At 63.6% G+C, this 20154-nt stretch carries 15 protein-coding genes and 1 tRNA gene; 11 read left to right on the top strand and 5 right to left on the bottom strand.

Annotated elements, in window-relative coordinates; all coding sequences use genetic code 11:
• Positions 1–275 precede the first annotated feature (275 nt).
• From AC3A43_RS16360 to AC3A43_RS16410, 11 genes are all read left to right on the top strand, one after another.
• Positions 276–2039 carry a tetratricopeptide repeat protein gene (locus AC3A43_RS16360; RefSeq protein WP_487793606.1) on the top strand — a complete coding sequence of 588 codons (1764 nt, stop codon included), beginning with the start codon at positions 276–278 and terminating at the stop codon, positions 2037–2039.
• Positions 2040–2256: 217 nt separating this feature from the next.
• The gene (locus AC3A43_RS16365) at positions 2257–2493 is read left to right on the top strand and encodes an acyl carrier protein (protein ID WP_003039428.1); all 237 of its coding nucleotides are present in this window, start codon (positions 2257–2259) and stop codon (positions 2491–2493) included.
• Positions 2494–2672: 179 nt separating this feature from the next.
• Positions 2673–3932: a beta-ketoacyl-ACP synthase II gene (gene fabF, locus AC3A43_RS16370; protein ID WP_487793607.1), complete on the top strand. Its 1260-nt coding sequence runs from the start codon at positions 2673–2675 to the stop codon at positions 3930–3932.
• 310 nt (positions 3933–4242) lie between these two features.
• Positions 4243–5151, top strand: coding sequence for an endolytic transglycosylase MltG (gene mltG, locus AC3A43_RS16375; RefSeq protein WP_487793608.1), 909 nt, complete (start codon positions 4243–4245; stop codon positions 5149–5151).
• Positions 5148–5900 carry an alpha/beta fold hydrolase gene (locus tag AC3A43_RS16380; protein ID WP_487793609.1) on the top strand — a complete coding sequence of 251 codons (753 nt, stop codon included), beginning with the start codon at positions 5148–5150 and terminating at the stop codon, positions 5898–5900. Before mltG ends, AC3A43_RS16380 begins: the two co-directional genes overlap by 4 nt.
• Positions 5901–6129: 229 nt before the next feature.
• The gene (locus tag AC3A43_RS16385) at positions 6130–6615 is read left to right on the top strand and encodes a 2'-5' RNA ligase family protein (protein ID WP_487793788.1); all 486 of its coding nucleotides are present in this window, start codon (positions 6130–6132) and stop codon (positions 6613–6615) included.
• Between the two features lie 61 nt (positions 6616–6676).
• Positions 6677–6753: transfer RNA gene (locus tag AC3A43_RS16390), tRNA-Met, on the top strand.
• A 490-nt stretch (positions 6754–7243) separates the two neighbouring features.
• Positions 7244–7684, top strand: coding sequence for a DUF2274 domain-containing protein (locus AC3A43_RS16395; RefSeq protein ID WP_487793610.1), 441 nt, complete (start codon positions 7244–7246; stop codon positions 7682–7684).
• 379 nt (positions 7685–8063) lie between these two features.
• Positions 8064–10439 (top strand): TonB-dependent receptor plug domain-containing protein, encoded by a 2376-nt coding sequence (locus AC3A43_RS16400; RefSeq protein ID WP_487793611.1) that lies wholly within the window; start codon positions 8064–8066, stop codon positions 10437–10439.
• Between the two features lie 16 nt (positions 10440–10455).
• The gene (locus tag AC3A43_RS16405; RefSeq protein WP_487793612.1) at positions 10456–11724 is read left to right on the top strand and encodes an aminotransferase class V-fold PLP-dependent enzyme; all 1269 of its coding nucleotides are present in this window, start codon (positions 10456–10458) and stop codon (positions 11722–11724) included.
• A 160-nt stretch (positions 11725–11884) separates the two neighbouring features.
• The gene (locus tag AC3A43_RS16410) at positions 11885–13213 is read left to right on the top strand and encodes a chloride channel protein (protein WP_487793613.1); all 1329 of its coding nucleotides are present in this window, start codon (positions 11885–11887) and stop codon (positions 13211–13213) included.
• A gap of 32 nt (positions 13214–13245) precedes the next feature.
• Here AC3A43_RS16410 and AC3A43_RS16415 read toward each other — a convergent pair whose 3' ends face one another.
• The 5 genes from AC3A43_RS16415 to thpD form a co-directional block, all read right to left on the bottom strand.
• Entirely contained in the window at positions 13246–15057 is a 1812-nt protein-coding gene (locus AC3A43_RS16415; RefSeq protein WP_487793614.1) for a cation:proton antiporter, read from the bottom strand.
• Positions 15058–15159: 102 nt separating this feature from the next.
• Entirely contained in the window at positions 15160–16497 is a 1338-nt protein-coding gene (locus AC3A43_RS16420; RefSeq protein WP_487793615.1) for an MFS transporter, read from the bottom strand.
• Entirely contained in the window at positions 16494–17768 is a 1275-nt protein-coding gene (locus AC3A43_RS16425; RefSeq protein WP_487793616.1) for an MFS transporter, read from the bottom strand. The genes AC3A43_RS16420 and AC3A43_RS16425 overlap by 4 nt, the downstream gene beginning before the upstream one ends.
• Positions 17769–17789: 21 nt before the next feature.
• On the bottom strand, positions 17790–19232 hold the full coding sequence (locus AC3A43_RS16430) for an aspartate kinase (protein ID WP_487793617.1): 1443 nt from the start codon (positions 19230–19232) through the stop codon (positions 17790–17792).
• Positions 19229–20149, bottom strand: a complete 921-nt coding sequence (thpD, locus tag AC3A43_RS16435; RefSeq protein WP_487793618.1) for an ectoine hydroxylase — start codon at positions 20147–20149, stop codon at positions 19229–19231. Before thpD ends, AC3A43_RS16430 begins: the two co-directional genes overlap by 4 nt.
• Between the last annotated feature and the right edge of the window lie 5 nt (positions 20150–20154).

The raw sequence follows: 20154 nt of genomic DNA on the forward strand, positions 1-20154 counted from the left end.
TTCACGCCGCGCCATCGTAGGAATGCCGCGACGCTTGAAAGAATGACAGAGTTTCGTCGGCGGGGCAGTTACAAGGGGTCACATGGCCAAATGTTGCCGTTTGATAACCAATCCTTAACCGGATTTCGCCTTTTTCCTTGCGGATTGGCGAGGCGCTTTTCTTCTGATATGGTCTAAGGCTTCCTTGTTACCGTTACGTCAAAGTAACAATGGGTGGCCGTGCTGGCTGATTGGCGTATCTACCGCACCGCCCGTCAGGGGTATTTGAGGGTAGCATGGACCAGGCGAAAGCGAACGAGACACAGGACCCCGGCGAGATCGACCGGATCATTGCCGGGGAGCTTGGATCGCTGCTCGATTCGCCGATGTTCATCCGGTCGCCGGTGCTGTCGCGCCTGCTGCAATTCCTTGTGGAGCATCGCCTTCGCGGGGGCCGCAGCTCACCCAAGGCCTATGCGATCGCAACCGAGGCGCTGGGCCGCAGCGAAGATTTCGACCCCGCGGTGGACAGCTATCCGCGCGTCATGGTGGGGCGGCTGCGCAGCCTGCTCGATCGCTATTATGCCGATACGCCATGGGTGCATCGCCTCCGTGTCCCGCAGGGCAGCTATGAAGTCGTCGTCCAATATCGCTCCGCGCCGCCTGCGGCGCGATCGGTCGACGACGCGGCGGGCGATGGTGACGTCAAGGCCGCAACCGTGGCGGCGGGCGCCGGCCACCCGCCAGCGCCCGGCGGCGCGCGACGGCCGCGCGATCGCGGGCCCCGCTTTGGCCGATGGGTGGTCGTGCTCGTCCTCCTTGCGGTTGCGCTTTTTACCCTCTGGACGCTTCGTGGCGGTTCAGGCCAATTGTTCGGCGGTGATCCGGTGCCGGTCCCGCTGGTCGAGGTCAGTGCGCCCGTTGCCGGTAATTTGCCTGAGTCGCGTGCTCTTGCGCGCGCGCTCGACGGCAAGCTGCGCGACGGGCTGCGGCGCTTCGATCTCGTCGACCTGTTGAGTTCGAAGGCACCCGGCAGCGCGGCCATCGGCACCAGCGACTATCGGCTCGACACCTCGCTGGTCCGGACGGTCGAGGGCAATACAGACGTCACGCTTGTCCTCAACCGCGTCGCCGACCAGCGCGCCATCTGGTCGCAGCAGCTCCGCCTGACCAGCGAAGAAACACCGGAGTTTGCGGCGATCGAGCCGCTGATCGCCCAGCTGGCCGGGGATTATGGTGTGATCGTGCGCGATCAGGTCCAGCGCCAGCCGGACAATTTTTCACCGGGTTTCCCGTGCCTCGCGCAGTTCAACCGGATGCGGCAGATGCGCAGCACGGCGACGGCAAAACAGGTCGACACATGTCTTCGCGCGACGATCAAGGCCAATCCGCGCGATCCCGTCGCACTCACGGCGCTGTCGCTCGTCCGCTTTGGCGACTGGCAACCGCAGCGTATGACCCCGGCGGGCCGCGAGGCGCTGGGCGAAGCGCGCGCCTTGGCGCAGCGCTCCTATGAAAGCAGCCCGAATTCGGCGGCTGGCCTGTTCGCGATGGCGCGTTCCAATTTCTATGCGGGCAATTGTGCGGGCGGCAGCGCGATGGGCGACGCCGCGATTGCGCTCAATCCCTATGACCCCGACATGTCGGGCTTTCTCGGACTGTTCAAACTGACGTGCGGAAAGGGGCCCGAGGGAGAGGTTTTGCTCCGCCGGTCGCTGCAGCTCGATTCGTCCTACCCCGGCGTTCCCGCGGTTACGCTGGCGTTCACCCTGTCGCAGCGCGGCGAACAGGAAGAAGCGCTGGGGATTCTCGACCGCATGCCGTCGCCGAGCAATATGGAACCGCAATATATGATGGTGCGCGCGATCGTGCTGGCGCGGCAGGGGCAGGTCGCCGAAGGGCGCGCGCAGTGGCAGCGCTTGCTCGCTTATACGCGGCAGCCCGCCGATGCGACGCCCGAAAGGGTGCTCGGCCGTTTCATCATCACGCCGGTGGTGATCCAGCGCGCCTCGGCGGCGCTCCGCGATTCCGGGGTTATTCCGGTCAAACCTGCGCCCTGAGTGCCTCGACATGTCGCAATCCGGGCCGTTCGACCTTGAACCGGGCGATTGCATTGCCTATCTCCGCGATCAGGTGCCGGAGGGGCAGAAAGGGACGCATTCAGCCTATATCGCTGCGGAAGACGGACTGGCCGATGCCAGCCCTCTTGCCAGTCCCGCCCACGGGCACTAGGGCAATTTTCAACATTCACGACATAGTCAGAAAAAGGAACTGTGCATGAGCGATTCGGCCGAAAAGGTAAAAAAGATCGTCGTCGAACATCTGGGCGTCGAAGCCGACAAGGTGACCGAGGAAGCAAGCTTCATCGATGATCTGGGCGCCGACAGCCTCGACATCGTCGAACTGGTGATGGCGTTCGAAGAAGAGTTCGGCGTCGAAATCCCCGACGATGCGGCGGAAAAGATCGCCACCGTCAAGGATGCGATCGACTATATCGAAGCGAACAAGGGCTAATTGGGCCCGGTCCGGCATAGCCGGACGCGGCGGCGACGCCGCCCACGCGTTTCCGGCTTCCCGGTCCCGAGCGTTCGCGCGCAGTGGCCGGGAAGCTTTTTTTATGGCCCGGGCTTCTCTAGAAGCGCGCCGACTGATGTGATGCAGGTCCCCGGTGGGGGCCGACGAAAGGAACGACTATGCGCCGGGTTGTGGTGACGGGTTTGGGTTTGGTGACGCCGCTGGGCGCCGATGTGGAAACCGTTTGGGCCAACCTGCTCGCCAGTAAATCGGGCGCGGGTCCGATCACTCATTTCGATGCGTCCGACCAGAAATGCACGATCGCGTGCGAGGTCAAGGGCCCCGACCATGAATATGGTTTCGACCCCGGCAAGCGTGTCGACCACAAGGTGCAGCGCCAGGTCGATCCCTTCATCATCTATGGCATCGACGCGGCCGGTCAGGCGATCGAAGACGCGGGTCTCGAGGATATGTCCGACGAGATGAAGTTGCGCGCGGGCTGCTCGATCGGTTCGGGCATCGGCGGCCTGCCGGGCATCGAAAGCGAAAGCCTGCTGCTCGCCGAAAAGGGCCCGGGCCGCGTGTCGCCGCATTTCGTCCACGGCCGCCTGATCAACCTGATCTCGGGCCAGGTCAGCATCAAATATGGCTTGCAAGGCCCTAACCACGCCGTCGTGACCGCCTGCTCGACCGGTGCACATTCGATCGGAGACGCGGCGCGGATGATCCGCGACGACGATGCCGACATCATGCTCGCGGGCGGCGCCGAGGCGACGATCTGCCCGATCGGCATCGCCGGCTTCGCGCAGGCGCGCGCGCTGAACATGAGCTATAACGACCGTCCCGAGCAGGCCAGCCGCCCCTATGACAAGGATCGCGACGGCTTTGTGATGGGCGAGGGCGCCGGTGTCGTCGTGCTCGAGGAATACGAACATGCCAAGGCGCGCGGCGCCAAGATTTACGCCGAAGTCGTCGGCTATGGCCTGTCGGGCGACGCCTATCACGTCACCGCGCCGCATCCCGATGGTTCGGGCGCTTTCCGCTCGATGGAAATGGCGCTGAAAAAGGCAGGGATGACCCCCGCCGACATCGACTATATCAACGCCCACGGCACCTCGACGATGGCTGACACGATCGAACTCGGCGCTGTGAAGCGCCTGTTCGGCGATGCGATCAGCACTGTGTCGATGAGCTCGACGAAGTCCGCCATCGGCCATCTGCTCGGCGGCGCGGGCGCGGTCGAGACGATTTTCTGCATCCTCGCGATCCGCGACCAGATCGTCCCGCCGACGCTCAACCTCGACAATCCCGACGAGGGCACAGAGGGTGTCGACCTCGTCCCGCACACGGCAAAGAAGCGCAAGGTCAAGGCCGCGCTTAACAACAGCTTCGGCTTCGGCGGCACCAACGCCAGCGTCATCGTCAAGGCGATCGACTGATATCCAGATCCTCCCTGTGCCGATGGCATGGGGGGGACCGCCCGCAAAGCGGGTGGTGGAGGGGCTGCGACGCTGCGTCATAATGTCCTCCGTCAGCGCTTTGCGCTGCCACCTCCCTATGACTGTGCCACAGGGAGGATGAAAACCTCTTTCCTACATTTCAACGTCATGCTCTATCACCCTGTCGCCGGGCACCGGCCTAAAGCGACAAAAGAGACATTCCGGGCGCGTATATGCGTATCTTTTGTCTCCTTACGGGCGAGTTTGGGAGAAACTGGTGCATCCGTTCCGCTGGCTAACGATCACAATCATGGCTTTGCTGCTAGCCGCCTGTTCGGGCGGCTCGCCGAAGGAGGCCGAAATCGTCGTGCCGCCGGGCGCGAGCATCGCGAAGGCAGGGGACATCCTCGAAAAGGCTGGCCTCGTTTCGGCGTCGAGCTTCCGTAACGAAGCGCGCTTCTTCGGCTCGGATGATCCGATCAAGCCCGGCGAATACAAGATCGAAAAGGGGATGGACGCAGGCGACATTCTCGAGTTGTTCCAGTCGGGCAAGACGATCCAGCGCCTGGTCATGATCCCGGAGGGCATGCCCTCGATCATGGTGTGGGAAAGGCTGATGGCGGAAAAGCGGCTGAAGGGTGAAATTCCCGTGCCGGCCGAGGGCAGTATCCTTCCCGACAGCTACGCCTTCACCACAGGCGAAAACCGCGCTGCGGTGGTGAAACGCATGCAGTCCGCGATGGACAAGGCGTTCAACGAGCTTTGGGCCAAGCGTACGCCGCGGACCGCGGTAAAGGATCGCAATCAGGCGATGACGCTCGCCTCGATCGTCGAAAAGGAAACCGGCGTCGCCGCCGAGCGCCGCACCGTTGCGGGCGTGTACACCAACCGGCTGGGCGTCGGTATGCGGCTTCAGGCTGATCCGACGATCATCTATCCGATCACCAAGGGCAAGCCGCTCGGGCGCCGTATCTTGCGCAGCGAGATTCAGGCGGTGAACGGATACAATACCTACAGCATGATCGGGCTTCCCAAGGGGCCCATTGCCAACCCCGGCAAAGCGTCGATTGCCGCGGTGCTCGACCCGGAAGCCAATGATTATCTGTTTTTCGTTGCCAAGGGCGATGGCGGTCACATCTTCGCGCGCACCCTCGCCGAACATAATGCGAATGTGCAGAAATGGTATCAGCTGCGGCGCGATCGTGGGGAGATGGAATGACGACTGCCAAACTCTTCCTCCACGGCGTTCCCGACAGCCCAGCTATCTGGCGTCCGTTGCTCGCCGCGCTCGACCTCGGTGATACGCCCGTCGCCGTTCCCGCACTCCCCGGCTTTACCGCGCCATTACCGACCGGCTTTCCTGCAACAAAGGAGGCCTATGCCGACTGGGCGGTGGGGCAGGCGGAGGCGCTGTTTGCGCTGCATGGCCCCATCGATATTATCGGCCACGACTGGGGCGCGTTGATTGCGCAGCGCGTAGCGATGCTGCGCCCCGATCTGCTCCGCAGCTGGGCGATTTCGAACGCGGTGATCGATCCGCATTATCGCGGTCACCGGGTCGCGCGAATCTGGAACACCCCCGTGCTCGGCGAGATCTTCATGGCGCTGAGCAAACCGGCAAAGCTGGCCGAAGGTCTTGCCGCGCAAGGCATGCCCGCCGACATCGCGCGCGAAGAAGCGGCGCAGTGGGCGAATAAGGACAAGCGCCGCGCGATCCTGCGCCTGTACCGTTCGGCAAAGGGGCTGAGCTTCGAGCATGACTGGGCGCGCGATATTCCCAAATTGCCCGCGAATGGTGCGCTGATCTGGGGCGAGGGCGACCCCTATGTCGATCTCTCCGTCGCGCAGCGCTATGCCACCAGCACGGGCACGCCACTGACGGTGATCGAAGGGGCAGGGCATTGGGCGATTGCCCAGCGGCCCGTCGAAGTCGCCGCAGCGCTGAAGGCTTTCTGGAAACATTTGTAATCATGATGGTTTTGACCTGATCGCTATTGCCGATCATTCTAAGCCAATTAATCGATTGGATCGCATGGGCGATTTCGACCATTGCTCGCGCATCGAGAAAGGGCGTCCCATGGACGACGGCAAGACTCCCCCGAAACTGCCTCGCCCATCCCCTCTCGGATCAGCCGGGCCGGGCTTTCCCCCTCCCTACCGGGCCGCTGGCGCCGTACCCATTATCGTGACCGCGACGATGGGTGCGGCGGACCAGCATTATTTCAACAATCTACGCGCGGCGCACTTCCCGCCCGACCGCAATCATCTGACGGCGCATATCACCTTGTTCCACCAGTTGCCGCCGTCGTGTCTCGATGAACTCGATCGGCTGATTCGCCGCATCGTCGCCGACACCCCGCCGCCCGTCGCCAGCCTGCGCGAAATCTATTCGCTTGGCGGCGGCGTTGCCTTTCGTATCGACAGCCCTGACCTGATTGAGGTCCGCGAGCGCATCGCCGATCACTTTACCGGTATGCTGACCTCGCAGGACCAGGGGCAGCCGCGGCTCCATATCACCGTCCAGAACAAGGTGGCGCCATCCGAGGCGCGGGCGCTGCTCGCCGAACTGGTCGCCAACTTCCGGCCGCGTGCGCTCACCATCTCGGGTGTGGCGGCGCATCATTATCTCGGCGGGCCGTGGCAATCGGCATTTGCGCGCAATTTTCGCGGAGTGCGTGCATGATATTGACCAAGGGCGACGCCCTGCCTATAGGCGCTGCTCGCCCGTCGCGGCGACCCTTCGGGGCGGAGTAGCTCAGCTGGTTAGAGCAGCGGAATCATAATCCGCGTGTCGGGGGTTCGAGTCCCTCCTCCGCTACCAAATGTTCAATCGTATCAAAGATATGGTGGCGAGACTTAAAGTTTCGTCGAGCGTGAATTTGTCGGCAAAATCGGGCTTTTGGCAGCGTTTTTTCTGATCCTGATCCCATGGCCTTTTGAAAAAACTCAGTATCTTCATATGGTTATCTGAAATCAACATTTGACCCGACACGCGGAGTGTGAATCCGCGTGTCGGAAATGGCGATTTATGGCGCAATTTTGGCTGCAATCCGCGGTTTTTCGAGAGTCTCATAACGGCGGTGAACTGGGAGATTTGCGCGTAATTTGAGACGGCGTCTCGCGGTTATTGGTCAAACCTGGACACAATTGGACTCGTTTGGACGTGAAAAACGCGAGTATTTTCGCGAGTATTTTGGCCTCATATTTGCGGAAGAAAGGGCATCCTGTCGCGGCGTAAATCGCGATGATTCGAGTTCGGTGTGACGTATTCGGCTACGCTGATTTGCGCTCGGGTCATGGAGTTAATTTGCATGATCGAGCTTAAGCTCCCCAAGCTTCCCGACCGTACGTCGACCAATATGACGATTGAGATGCTTCCCGAACTCGCTAGCGCACTGCAGCAATATGCCAATGCCTATGAGGAGGTTTATGGTACCCGCGAGGCGGTTAGCGACCTCATCCCATATATGCTGTCCGCTTTTATCAAGAGCGATGGCGGCTTCGCGCAAATGGCGAAAGGTGCGACGCTGACGCGATCGGTCGATGCGGCGACGCCGAGTGATCGGGAGTTCCTTACCGTCGAGGAATTCGCGCGAATCGCGCGCGTGTCTCGACGCACAATCGACCGCTACCGTCGTGACCGAGCAGTCGGTTTTCCGAAAGAATATGATCTGAGCCGGGGCAGGGCGCCCAGGCCTCGTTTTAAGATTAACGATGTGCTCCGATGGATGGAAACGCGCGCGCTCTGGTGAACTCAATCATTTCAGTGAACGACCTTGGTGAGGCGCTCCTGCGATATCTTTGGCATCGCGCGTGCTGCTGGTTTTCAAGGATAGTGCTTTGGCCTGTTCGTGCCGCCCACGGTTTCATCATCTGCTCTTCATCCCCACTGACGTCCGCTTTGCGCCTCAGACCGGTCAAACGGCCTTGTCTCCGGGTGCTTCAAAGCAGACTCTCAATTCGCGCGGACTTTCCGGATACGCCTTGCTGCCTTTCGCAAGGGATCAGCGGTCCGAAGGTGCCCCTCATCCACACTAACGCATCGATCGACACCTATTTGTCACAATGAATTCCTAGGGCGCGACCGCAACCAGAACATAACTCTCCCCCGTCGAGATCCAAGGAGCATTCATGAAAAGCCTTACCGCCTGCGCGCTTGTCGCGCTGCAATTTGCTGCGCCCGCGGTGGCCGCGGCCCAAGAGATGACTCCGGCCGGCTCTGAAGGCGTCGAGGGCGACATGATCATCGTCACCGGCACGCGCGACGCACGGCGAACCCAGTTCGACACGCTGGCCCCGATCGACGTCCTGTCGGGCAGGGCGATCGACAACAGCGTGTCGAACGATCTGTCGGACACGCTCGCGCAGCTCCTGCCGTCGTTCAACGTCCAGCGCCTGCCGGCGGCTGACGGGCAGGCGTTCGTCCGCCCCGCGACGCTCCGCGGCCTCTCGCCCGACCAGACGCTCGTCCTCGTCAACGGCAAGCGTTATCATCGCTCGGCCTTACTCGGCACGCGCGGCGCGCAGGCCGCCGATCTCGCTACCATTCCAAACCTTGCGATCAAACGGATCGAAGTGCTGCGAGACGGCGCATCGGCGCAATATGGGTCGGACGCGATCGCGGGCGTGATCAATATCATCCTCGACGACCAGCCCGGCATGACCGCGTTCGGCCAATATTCGAGCTATTATGAAGGCGACGGCGAAAGCTACCAGACCGGTGGACAGGGCGGCGTCGCGCTCGGCGATCGCGGCACTTTGGTCTTCACCGGCGAATTTTCAAAGTCCGACGCGACCTCGCGCACGCGGCAGCGGCCCGATGCCGAAGCGTTCCAGGCGGCGAACCCCAACCTCGACGTCCCGAACCCGGTGCAGCGCTGGGGCCAGCCCGACCTGAGGTCGGTGCGCGGCGCGGTGAATGCCGATTACGAGATTGTCGATGGCGCGACTGTCTATGCCTTTGGCACCGTCGGCAACGGCGAGGGGGTGACCGATTTCAACTGGCGCAACCCCGTGGGTACCGGAAACGTCTACAATCCGAGTACGGCATTCCCCGGTTTCAGTTTCTCAACCCTCTATCCCGCCGGTTTCACACCGCGCTTTGGGACGAAATACGACGATTTCCAGACTGCCGGTGGCGTGCGCGGCGAGGCTGGGGATGCGTTCACCTATGACCTCAGCGCGGCGCTGGGGCGCAGCCGCATCAATTATAATATGAGCGAGTCGCTCAATGCCTCGCTGGGCCCCGACAGCCCGACCAGCTTCTATCTCGGGCGGTTGATGCAGCGCGAATTCAACCTGAACGCCGATTTCGTCTATCGCCTGTCGCTCGGCATGGCCGAACCCGCGAACATCGCGTTCGGTGCCGAACGGCGCAAGGAAACCTACGCCATCCGGCCCGGCGATCCCGCATCCTATGCCATTGGTCCCGGCGCGGCGACGGGGCTCGCCCCGAACAGCAACGGCTTTCCGGGCTTCAGCCCGCTCAGCGCGGGCGAATGGTCGCAGACCAGCTATGCCGGCTATGTCGATGTCGAAGTCCGGCCGGTCGAGATGCTGACGCTCGGCGCGGCGGGGCGTTATGAGGATTTCTCGGCCTTTGGCGACACGTTCAACTACAAGCTGTCTGCGCGCCTTGAGCCCGTGACGGGCGTGGCGCTGCGCGGGACCTATTCGACGGGTTTCCGTGCGCCGACCCCGGCGCAGCTCAACGCGCTCACCACCAGTCAGGGACTCGACACGACAACGTTGCAGATTTTCAACACCGGGCGGCTCTCGCCGAACGATCCGATCGCGATCGCGCTCGGTGCCAAGCCTCTGACCCCAGAAAAATCGCGCACGCTGACCGCGGGGCTGACCTTCCAGTCCGGTTTCGGGCTGACGGGCAGCATCGACGTCTATCAGATCAAGCTGCGCGACCGTTTCGGCCAGTCGAGGACGTTTGCGGTACCGGCCAATCTGCCCAATCCGCAGCGGTTCACGGCGGTCACCTATTTCACCAATGATTTCGACACGCGCACGCGCGGGATCGACGTCGTGCTCGCCTATGCGCGCGACGTCGGGCCGGGCAAGGCCGACATCAGCCTGGCCTACAACTATAACCAGACACGGGTAACGAGCGGCACGAGCGCGTCGATCGGGAATGAAACGCAGCGGGTGCTGTTCGAAGACCGCTTGCCCAAGCATAATGGCACCGCTTCGCTCGGCTATACGATCGGCCGTTTCGGATTGCAGGGCCGCGCGCGCTATTATGGCGCGTGGACCGACGTCAGTGGCAACGCGACGGGCGAGGTCTTCCAGCGTTTTGGATCGATGGTGATGTTCGATCTGTCGGCGAGCGTGCAACTGAACGATCATCTGTCGATCCGCGCCGGGGCCGAGAATATCTTCGACACCTATCCCGACGAAGCGACCAATCAGGCGGTGCGTGGACTCATCTATTCGCGCAATGCCCCCTATGACACCGACGGCGGTCAATATTATGTCCGCCTCGGGATCACCTTCTGACGCAAAGGGGATGGGCGTGGAGCTGAATCGGAGGCAGATGCTGATGGCCGCCGCGGCGGCGCCGGTGGCGGGGCGGCCCGAAGCCGCGCCGCTGCCGGTGGGCGCCCCGCCCGACGACGAGGCTCATTGGGCAAAGGTCGCGGCGCAGTACGACGTGATCGAGGACATCATCCAGCTTGAGAACGGCAATTGGGGGATGATGGCGCGGCCCGTGCTCGATCAATATGAAGCCGCCGTCCGGCGGGTGAACCGCGCGACGAGCTATTATGCGCGCCGCGGGCTTGTCCCCGACCTCATCGCGGTTCGCGCGCGCGTCGCGGCGAAGCTGGGTGTGGCGCCCGAGGAAATCGCCTTCACCCGCAACGCGACCGAGGCACTCAAGGCGCTGATCGGCGGCTATAACCGGCTGCGCCCCGGTGACGCCGTACTCTATGCGGATCTCGATTACGACAGCATGCAGGCGTGCTGCGACTCGCTCAAGAAGAGCCGCGGCGTCGATGTCGTGCGGATGGCGCTTCCCGAACCTGCAACGCATCAAGGGCTGATCGACAGTTACGAAGCGGCACTCAAGGCCAACCCCCGCGTCCGCCTGATCCTGCTCACCCACCTCAGCCACCGGACGGGCCTTGTCGTTCCAATTCGCGAAATCGTGGAGATGGCGCGCGCCCGCGGCGTCGATGCGATCGTCGACGCCGCGCACAGTTGGGGCCAGCTCGACTTTTCGCTTCCCGATCTCGACGCCGACTTCGTTGGGCTCAACCTGCACAAGTGGATGGGCGCGCCGCTGGGCGTCGGTGCGCTATATATCCGCAAGACGAAGGTCGACCTGATCGACCCCGATATCGCCAACGACCCGCCGTTCGCTGCGACAACCCAAGCGCGTGTGCATACGGGCACGGTCGATTTCGCGGCCCAGCTCACCGTACCCGCTGCGCTCGATTTCCAGGACGGCATCGGCGATGCGCCGCGCGCGGCGCGCCTGCGCTATTTGCGCGATCGCTGGGCGGAGCCGCTGCGCGGAACGCCGGGGATTGAGATATTGACCCCGGCCGATCCGCGCCTCCACGGCGGCATCACATCCTTCCGCCTCGCGGGCCGCACCAGCGAGGCCGACAATAAGGCTGTCGCGAAGCGCCTGCTCGATGAACACCGGATATTCTCAGTACACCGTACCGGTCCTGCGCGCGGCGCGTGTGTCCGGATCACGCCAGCCTTGTTCAACAAGGCGAGCGATATGGACATGCTCGCGAATGCGATAAGGACTTTGGTTCGATATCCGCGTTGACCCTTGGGCGTGTCGGCAATGCGCCTCATCTCAGCCGTTCCTGATGCGATCTCATGATGCCCGAAAGCGGTCATTCGACAAACGACGGCATATACAGGGTTGTGGTGCCTGAAATCCGCGCCGGGGTTGCACCCTCGCGACCGCGCGTCCACATGGATCTATGCCCGCCAAGCCGACTCGTCCGCGCTGGCTGCGCCTCTGGCAGCTGCGTCTTAACCGCCGTGCGAAAACCGAAGTGGTTGATATTCACCGCCGCGTCGCGATGATCAGCGGAGCGGTGTTGCTCGGTCTTGTCGCGCTGGCATTCGCCGCGGCTGGCGATCGCGCCCAACGGCTGATCTTCATGGCGACCGACCGGATATGGTGGATTCCGCTCCTGATCACGCCCGCCGGCTTCGCGCTGATCGTGTGGATCGCGAACCGCTATTTTCCGGCCTCGCGTGGGTCGGGCATCCCCCAGATTATTGCGGCGAGCCGTCGCCCCGAGCAGGAAGCAAAGGGACCGCTTGTCTCGCTTCGCACCGCCTTTGCCAAGCTGGGTCTCACGCTCGCGACGCTCGCGGTGGGCGGATCGGTCGGCCGCGAGGGACCGACGGTCCAGGTGAGCGCGGCGATCATGGTGGCCGTGCACCGCTTGCTGCGCGTGCGCATCACCGCCGGCGTCTTCATCGCAGGCGGCGCGGCCGGTGTCGCCGCCGCCTTCAACACGCCGCTGGGCGGCATCGCTTTTGCGATTGAAGAACTCGCCGCGGCCTATGAGCAGCGCGTTGCCGTCCTGACGATGGGCGCGGTGATGATCTCGGGTCTCGTCAGCCTCTCGATCGCTGGCGATTATATCTATTTCGGCGTGATGCGCGAGACGCTGCCCGTATCGGATGTCCTGCTGGTCGCGCCCGTCGTCGGCCTCGGTGGCGGTCTGCTCGGGGGTCTGTTTTCGCGCATCGTCCTCGCCGCGAGCGAACGGGCGTCGCCTTGGGCGCGCCGCGCCGCGTCCCGACCTGTCCTGTTCGCGGCCGGCTGCGGCTTGGTCGTCGCGATCGTCGGCATTGCGTCAGGCGGTGCAACCTGGGGCACGGGCTATGACATCACGAAATTCCTCGTTGAGGGCCATCGGGGCGACCTCTGGCTCTTCCCCGCCAAATTCACCGCGGCGCTGGCTTCGACCTTGAGCGGCGTGCCCGGCGGCATCTTCGCGCCGTCGCTCGCGGTGGGGGCGGGCTTCGGAAATCTCCTGACGCCGATTTTTCCCGGTAGCTCCGCGGGCGTTGTCGTGATGATGGGCATGGTCGCCTATTTCGTCGGCGTTGTTCGCGCGCCGTTGACGGCGGTCATCATCCTGATCGAGGCGACCGCCGCGCGCGGCGTCATCCTGCCTCTGTTCGCGACCGCGCTCATCGCCGACTGGGCGAGCGCGCAAATTTGTCCGACGCGCCTCTATCACGGATTATCGCGGGGGATGGTCTCCGCGGCGCGGTCCGGCGACGCTTAGCGGCGGGATGCAATCGGTGCAGAAATGAAAGGTTACTGGGTAACCGCTGGCCTCCGCGGCTGCGGTTCTTCTGGCGGGATGAAGGTCCAGACGATATCGCCGATATCGACCGACGGGCGGTGCTCTGCCGAGAAAATGGCGAGTTCGCCCGAGGGACGCGCCACGGCGAGGCTGTCGCCGCCATTCGCCCGCATGCGCGCGACAAAGGCCGAATAGGGAAATTTCTCGGTGATCCGCGTGCGGCCGAACGTCCAGCCCGATTGCAGGCGGTCGAGCAATTCCTCGATCGGCGTGCCCTCGAGGGTGAAGACGCGCCCACGCCGACGGCTGCCGGCGCCCGATTCCCCGATGATGCGGCTGATGCGATCCGATCCCACCTCGGGAGCGAGCTCGCTGCAGACGAGCGCGTTATAGCTGTCGTTGTCGGTCGCCGCGATCAATTGCTGATATTGCCCCATGTCGATCTCATCGTCATGCGCCTCGTCGACTATATCGCCTTGGTAAACAGGAATGCCGGCACGTCTTGCGCGGCGCAGGGCGAGCTTGCTGGCGTCGGCGATCAGCACCTCGCGGCCTTGCCCCTTGATGAAGTCGGCAAATCCGATCGTCCAGCTGTTGGCGCCGACGAGGAGCACCCCATTGCCCTTGCCGCGGTCGAGCCCGAGCCAGCGGGCGAAGCGCGCCGCGGTGAAGCCATGCGCAAAGATCGTGACGATCACGACGCCGAACCCCAGCGGCACCAGCGCCTCGGCGCCGGCGATGCCAAGGTCCGAGAGGCGCAGGGCAAAAAGGCCCGTCACCGCGACGGCGACAATGCCGCGCGGCGCGATCCACGCCACGAACAATCGCTCCTTGAACGGCACGCGAGTGAAAAGCAGCGCGGTCATGATCGTAAGCGGCCGCACGACGAAGAGCAGCAACAGCAGGAAAATGACGAAGCGAAGCTCGAAGTTGCGCACCACCTCCCAATTGAGCGTCGCGGACAGGATGATGAAGACACCCGAGACGAGCAGGATCGTCAGATCCTCCTTGAAGCGAAGCAGGTGGTGGCTCGAATAGGTCTCGCGGTTGGCCATCACGACGCCCATGATCGTGACCGTAATCAGCCCCGTTTCATGCATCACCAGATCGGAGAGGACGAAGACGGCGACGACCGTCGTGAGGAGGACGGGGGCCTTCAGATACTCGGGCACCCAGCCGCGCGGGAAAGCCCAGGTCAGCGCAAAGCCAGCCGCGCCGCCGATCACCATGGCCAGGATGCTGGCCGCACCGACGTCGATGAGAATGGAGGCGCTATTGGTGCCCGCCCCGCCATGCGTGATATAGCTGAAGACGCCGACGGCGAGCAGCGCGCCGATCGGGTCATTCACGATCGCTTCCCATTTGAGCATATTCTTGACGCGCGGCGCGATGTTGAGCGAGCGCAGCAGGGGGACGATCACCGTGGGGCCCGTCACCACCATGATGCCGCCAAACAGCGCCGCGAGCTCGAACGGCAGCCCGGCGCCATAATAAGCGGCCGCGGTGCCGAGCGCCCAGCCCACCGGAACGCCGACGAAGACGAGCATGAACACGGCCACGCCGGCGTTGCGCAACTCCCGAAACTTGAGGCTCAATCCGCCTTCGAACAGGATGATCGCGACGGCGAGCTTGATCACCGGCTCGCGCAGCGCGCCGAAATCGCGCTCGGGATCGATAAGGCCGAGTATCGGACCGGCGACAATCCCCGCGATCAGCATCAGCGCGATCGCGGGGCGGCCGGTCCGCCACGCGATCCACTGTGCGCCAATGCCGATAACCCCGATCAGGGCAATTTTGACGAGCAGGGATTCAATCGCGAACATATCGCCAGCCTATGCGGCACGGCAGCAATTGGTTCCAGCGCCGATAGCAAAGCTGTCCGAAGCCCCTTGCGCTTGCACACCGACCATTACGCCGCGGCGATTCTATTTATTTGCGAGCGATCGGGTAGCGAATGGGTTTTCCCGCAGCGAGCGCCCGGCCGTTTCGGGCATGAAGCGGAGGGCGACGAGCCCAACGAGGCAGGCGAGCATCATATAATAAGCCGGCATGAGCGGGTCGCCGGTCAGGCTGATCAGGCCGCTCGCGACGATCGGCGCCGTGCCGCCGAAGATCGACGTCGATATATTATAGGCCATCGCGAAGCCTGCAAAACGCACCGCGGTCGGGAACATCGCGGGAAAGGTCGCCGAAATCGTCGCGAGCTGCGGGACATAGAGCAGGCCGAGCGCCATAAAGCCGATGATCGCGCCCGCGAACCCCGTTCCGATCAGCATGTAGAGCGGCACGACGAAAACGAGCAGTCCGATCAGCGACCAGCGCCACATCGGCTTGCGGCCGACCCGGTCGGACAGCGCGCCGGCGAAGGGTAGGAAGAGCATCATGAAGACCATGCCGATGATCGGCACGAGCAGCGCTTCCTCGCTCGACAGGCCGATGCGGCGCTGGAGATAGGTCGGCATATAGCTCAGCAGCGAATAGTTGACGACGTTGAGCGCGACGACCAGACCGCCGACGACGAGCAACGGACGCCAGTGATTGCGCATCAGCGAGCCGAGGCCCGGCGGCTTGCGCTCTTCTGCCGCCGCCATTTCTTCGCGGAAGATCGGCGTGTCTTCCATCTTGGACCGCAGATACATGCCGACGAGACCGATCGGCCCCGCGATCAGAAACGGAACGCGCCAGCCCCATTCGTGCATCGCCTCGTCGCCGAGGTGAAGCGAATAACCGAGCATGAGCGCCGCGCCGAGCGAGAAGCCCGCCAGCGTCCCGAATTCGAGGAAGCTGCCATAAAAGCCGCGGCGGTCGTCGGGCGCATATTCGGCCATGAAGGTCGCGGCGCCGCCATATTCACCGCCGGTCGAGAAGCCCTGGAGCATCCGAAGGAGGACGAGCGCGGTCGGAGCCCAGAAACCCACCGTGTCATAGGATGGAATGAGGCCGACGGCGAAGGTCGCGCCTGCCATGAGGAGGATCGTCATCGCGAGCACCGACTTGCGCCCGATGCGATCGCCGAGCGGTCCCCAGAAGAGCCCGCCAAGCGGACGGATGAGGAAGGATATCGCAAAGGTCGCGAGCGCGAACAGCACCGCCTCTTCGGTATCGCCCGGGAAAAGGGCGGCCGAGATATAGGTCAGGCCATAGGCATAAATGCCATAGTCGAACCATTCGACCGCATTGCCGAGCGCCGAGGCGCCGACAGCGCGGTGGAGCGGCGAAGGGTCGGGGAAGGGCGGCGGATGCCCCGGAGCGTGGAGCGTCATCTCATTGTCCATTGGTCACCTATGGTGTTCGGTTCGGTTGATAAGGCTGGTTTATCGGGGCCAGCGGGGTCGAGCAGCGCGGCGACCGGGGTCGTGCGCGGCAGGATCTGGAAGTCCTGCTGCTGGTCCCCCGGGACCGGATCGCTGGTCGCGACGCGCCACATCCCGAAGCCAAGCATCGCCGCGGCGGCGAAGGCGATGAAGAGGAATAGCCCGCCGGCATTTGTAAGCGTCATCGACGTCGCCGCCCCGAGCGGGCCGAGCGCCGCGCCGGTCGAATAGAGAAGCACGAGTTGACCGCTTGCCGTCACGCGCTCGGAGGGGAGCAGGCGGTCGTTCGCATAGGCGACGCACAGCGGATAGAGCGCGAAGCTCAATCCGCCAAAGGCGGCACCGAGACCGAAGAGAAGGAGTCCCTGCGGCTGCGTCGCCAGCGCGATGCTCGTCACCCAGGTGGCGGCGAAGCAGATGAGGATGATGCGGCGGCGGTCATAGCGATCCGACAACCGGCCGAGCGGCCATTGCAGCGCGACGCCGCCGAGGATCACGGTCATCATGAAGGTCGCGGTCTCGCCGAGGTCGAGCCCAATCCGGCGCGCGTAAATGGCTGCGAGGCCATAGAAGGCGCCAAGCAAGAGCCCGGTGACGCCCGCTCCCACGACACCGAGAGGCGAGGCCTCGAACAGGCGCCGCAGCGGCAGCGAAGCGGCATCCTCGAGAACCGGCGCGCTACTCCGGGTCAGACAGACCGGGATGATCGCGAGCGAAATCAGGATCGCGGCGATTTGGAACGGGACCTGCGGGGCGGTGTTGCCCGAGCGCAGGATCAACTGGCCGAACGCCTGGCCCGAATAGAGCGCGACCATATACCATGCGAGTATGGTGCCGCGCGTGCCCGTTTCGGCGCGGTCGTTGAGCCAGCTTTCGACACAAACGAAGACGCCCGCAACGCAAAGTCCGTCGATCAGCCGCAGCGCGCCCCACAGCAGCGGCTGAGCGAACAGCGCATAAGCGAGCGTGCTCGCGGACAACAGCGCGACAAAGGCGGCGAAGGCGCGGATATGGCCGACGCGGCGGACGATATCGCCTGCCTTGAGCGCACCGATTATAAGCCCGGCAAAATAAGCGGTCGCGACGAGCCCGATGACCATCGTGCCGCTGCCGGCGCGTTCGAGCCGGAGCCCGATCAGGGTCGACAGAAAGCCGCTGCCCGCCATCATCACGAAGATGGCAATCAGCAGGCTGCGGACCGGCAGGATGGTTGCAAGCATCAGAGATTGTCGGCGGCCGCGTCAGGCGGCGCGCCGGCCCTCGGCCGCTTGCCCCTCATCTTCGACCAGCGCTCGATGCAGGGCTCGCACCGCCGCGTCGAAGTCGCGGCATTCGATGATGAACTGGATATCGACGTTGCGGATCTGGTGCTGCATCGCGATCATCAAAATCCCTGCGTCATCGAGCGCGCGCAGCGCATCGGGAACAAGCCCGGGACGCGAAATGTCGCTGCCGATCGCCGACACCATCGCCACCGGCTGCGCCGAAATGGCGGCGTCGGGATAATCTTTCTGCAGATCGGCGATCACCTTTTTCACGGCTTCGGGAGTGGCCGAGAGATAATGGGTGATCGTGTTGGCGTTCGACGATTTGCTGACGATCCACACGCCGTGACGGGCCAGCACCTCGAGGATCGCGCTGTCATAGCCTTTGATCCCGACCATATCCTGCTCGAAGAATTGCAGCGCCTGCATCTGGCGTATGCCGGTGACGATCTCGACCCGCGGGACGTCCGAGACATAGTCCCCGGTTACCAGCGTGCCCTCGTCCTCGCGATCGAAGGTGTTGCGGACGCGCAGCGGAATATCGGTCTGGCGCAGGCCGCGGCCGGCACCCGGATGGATCGCCTCCATGCCGAGATTGGCGAGCTGGTCGGCGACGTCATAATTGGTGCGGCCGATCTTGCGCGCCTTGTCCGCGCCGACCAGCTTCGGGTCGGCGCTCGACAGGTGAAACTCCTTGTGGATGATCGCCTCGCGCGCGCCGGTCAGGACCGCGAGCCGCGAAAAGGTCATCTCGGTGTAGCCGCGCGCATAGCGCCGTACCATGCCGCCTTCGCACCCGGCGTATCCGGTGACGATGGGCAGGGTGGTCGACAGGTTGATCCCCGCGAACGCTTCCTCGATCCTCTGGTCGAGGCTGCGCAGATCGTCCTGGTCCCACAAGGTGAGGTCGACGAACCGCGCATTCACACCGCGATCGCGCAGCAGCAGCGCCGTGCTATGCGCGCTATGCGCTTCGCCGATCCCCGCGAGAAGCTCGCGAAGCGTCAGCAACTGCTCCTTGACGCAGAAACGGCCGTGGCTGCGCAGCCGCGCGAGATCCTCGAGACAGGCTGACACCGCGCGGATCCGTTGCTCGATAAAGGCATCTGCCTCGGCGCGGCTCTTCGTCCGCGCGAACATCGCGGCGTTGCGATCGCGCACCGCCTCGCGAACGAGGCCGATCGCGTTGCGCCAGCCTTCGGCGCTATCGTCGGCCACAAAACGCCCATAGACGCCGGGCGTGCCGCTTTTCTTGTTCTCGAGGAGCAGGTCGGTCATTCCGGCAAAGGCCGATACGACGAAGATGCGCTGGTAGAGTTCGGCACCCGTGCGACCGGCGATGAGGACATTGTCGAGCAACGTCTCGGTCGCCGCCATCGAGGTGCCGCCGATCTTCTCGACGCTATGGGCGCCCGTCATGCCGGCACCAGCGCGTCGAGCCGCCCCTGTTCGCTCCGCAAGGGCGTCGGATCGCCGCGATGGGCGAGAAACCAGGGTCGGGGCTTCGGCGCGCCGAAGGGTTCTTCGAGCTGGTTGCTGACGGCATTATAGACAAGGAACGCATTGGCGCGCGGGAAGGGCGTGATGTTGCCGTTCGAGCCATGCATGAGATTGCAGTCGAACAGGATCACGGTCCCCGGCTTGCCGGTCGGTGCGACGATGCCGTGCCGGTGCGCCAGCTCGGCGAGGCTGTCTTCGTCAGGGACGCCATATTCCTGGCGTTTCAGCGAGCTCAGATAATGATCTTCGGGCGTTTCGCCGATGCAGGTGAGATAGGTGCGATGCGATCCCGGCAGGACCATCAGCGGTCCATTGTGCGGGGTGTTCTCGGCGAGCAGGATCGACATCGACAGCGCGCGCATCCGCGGCATGCCATCCTCGACATGCCAGGTTTCGAAATCGCTGTGCCAGTAGAATTCTTTGCCGGTGAAACCCGGTTTATAGTTGAGCCGCGACTGATGGATATAGACCTCGTCGCCGAGCAGGAACCGCGCAACGTCGGCGAGACGCGCATCGGCGGCGAGGCGCGCCATCACCGCATTCTGCCGGTGAATTTCGAAGATCGACCGGATTTCCTTTCCCTGCGGCTCGGTAACGATCGTATCGTCATCGAGCGCGGCGGGATCGGCGAGCAACGCGCCCGCGGCCTTTTGCAGGAAGGCCACTTCATCGGCCGAGAAGATATCCTCGAGCACGATATAGCCGTCGCGGTCGAACTGCGCGGCCTGCGCCGGGCTGATCGGCGCGTCGTTGCTCCATTCGTTATGGACGACGGGATCCTGTCGCGGACGCATCTCTGCTGTCGCGGCATGGCGCGAGGGGTAGAGGTCAATCATGGGTT

The organism is Sphingopyxis sp. Soil_C_28, from assembly GCF_057657055.1.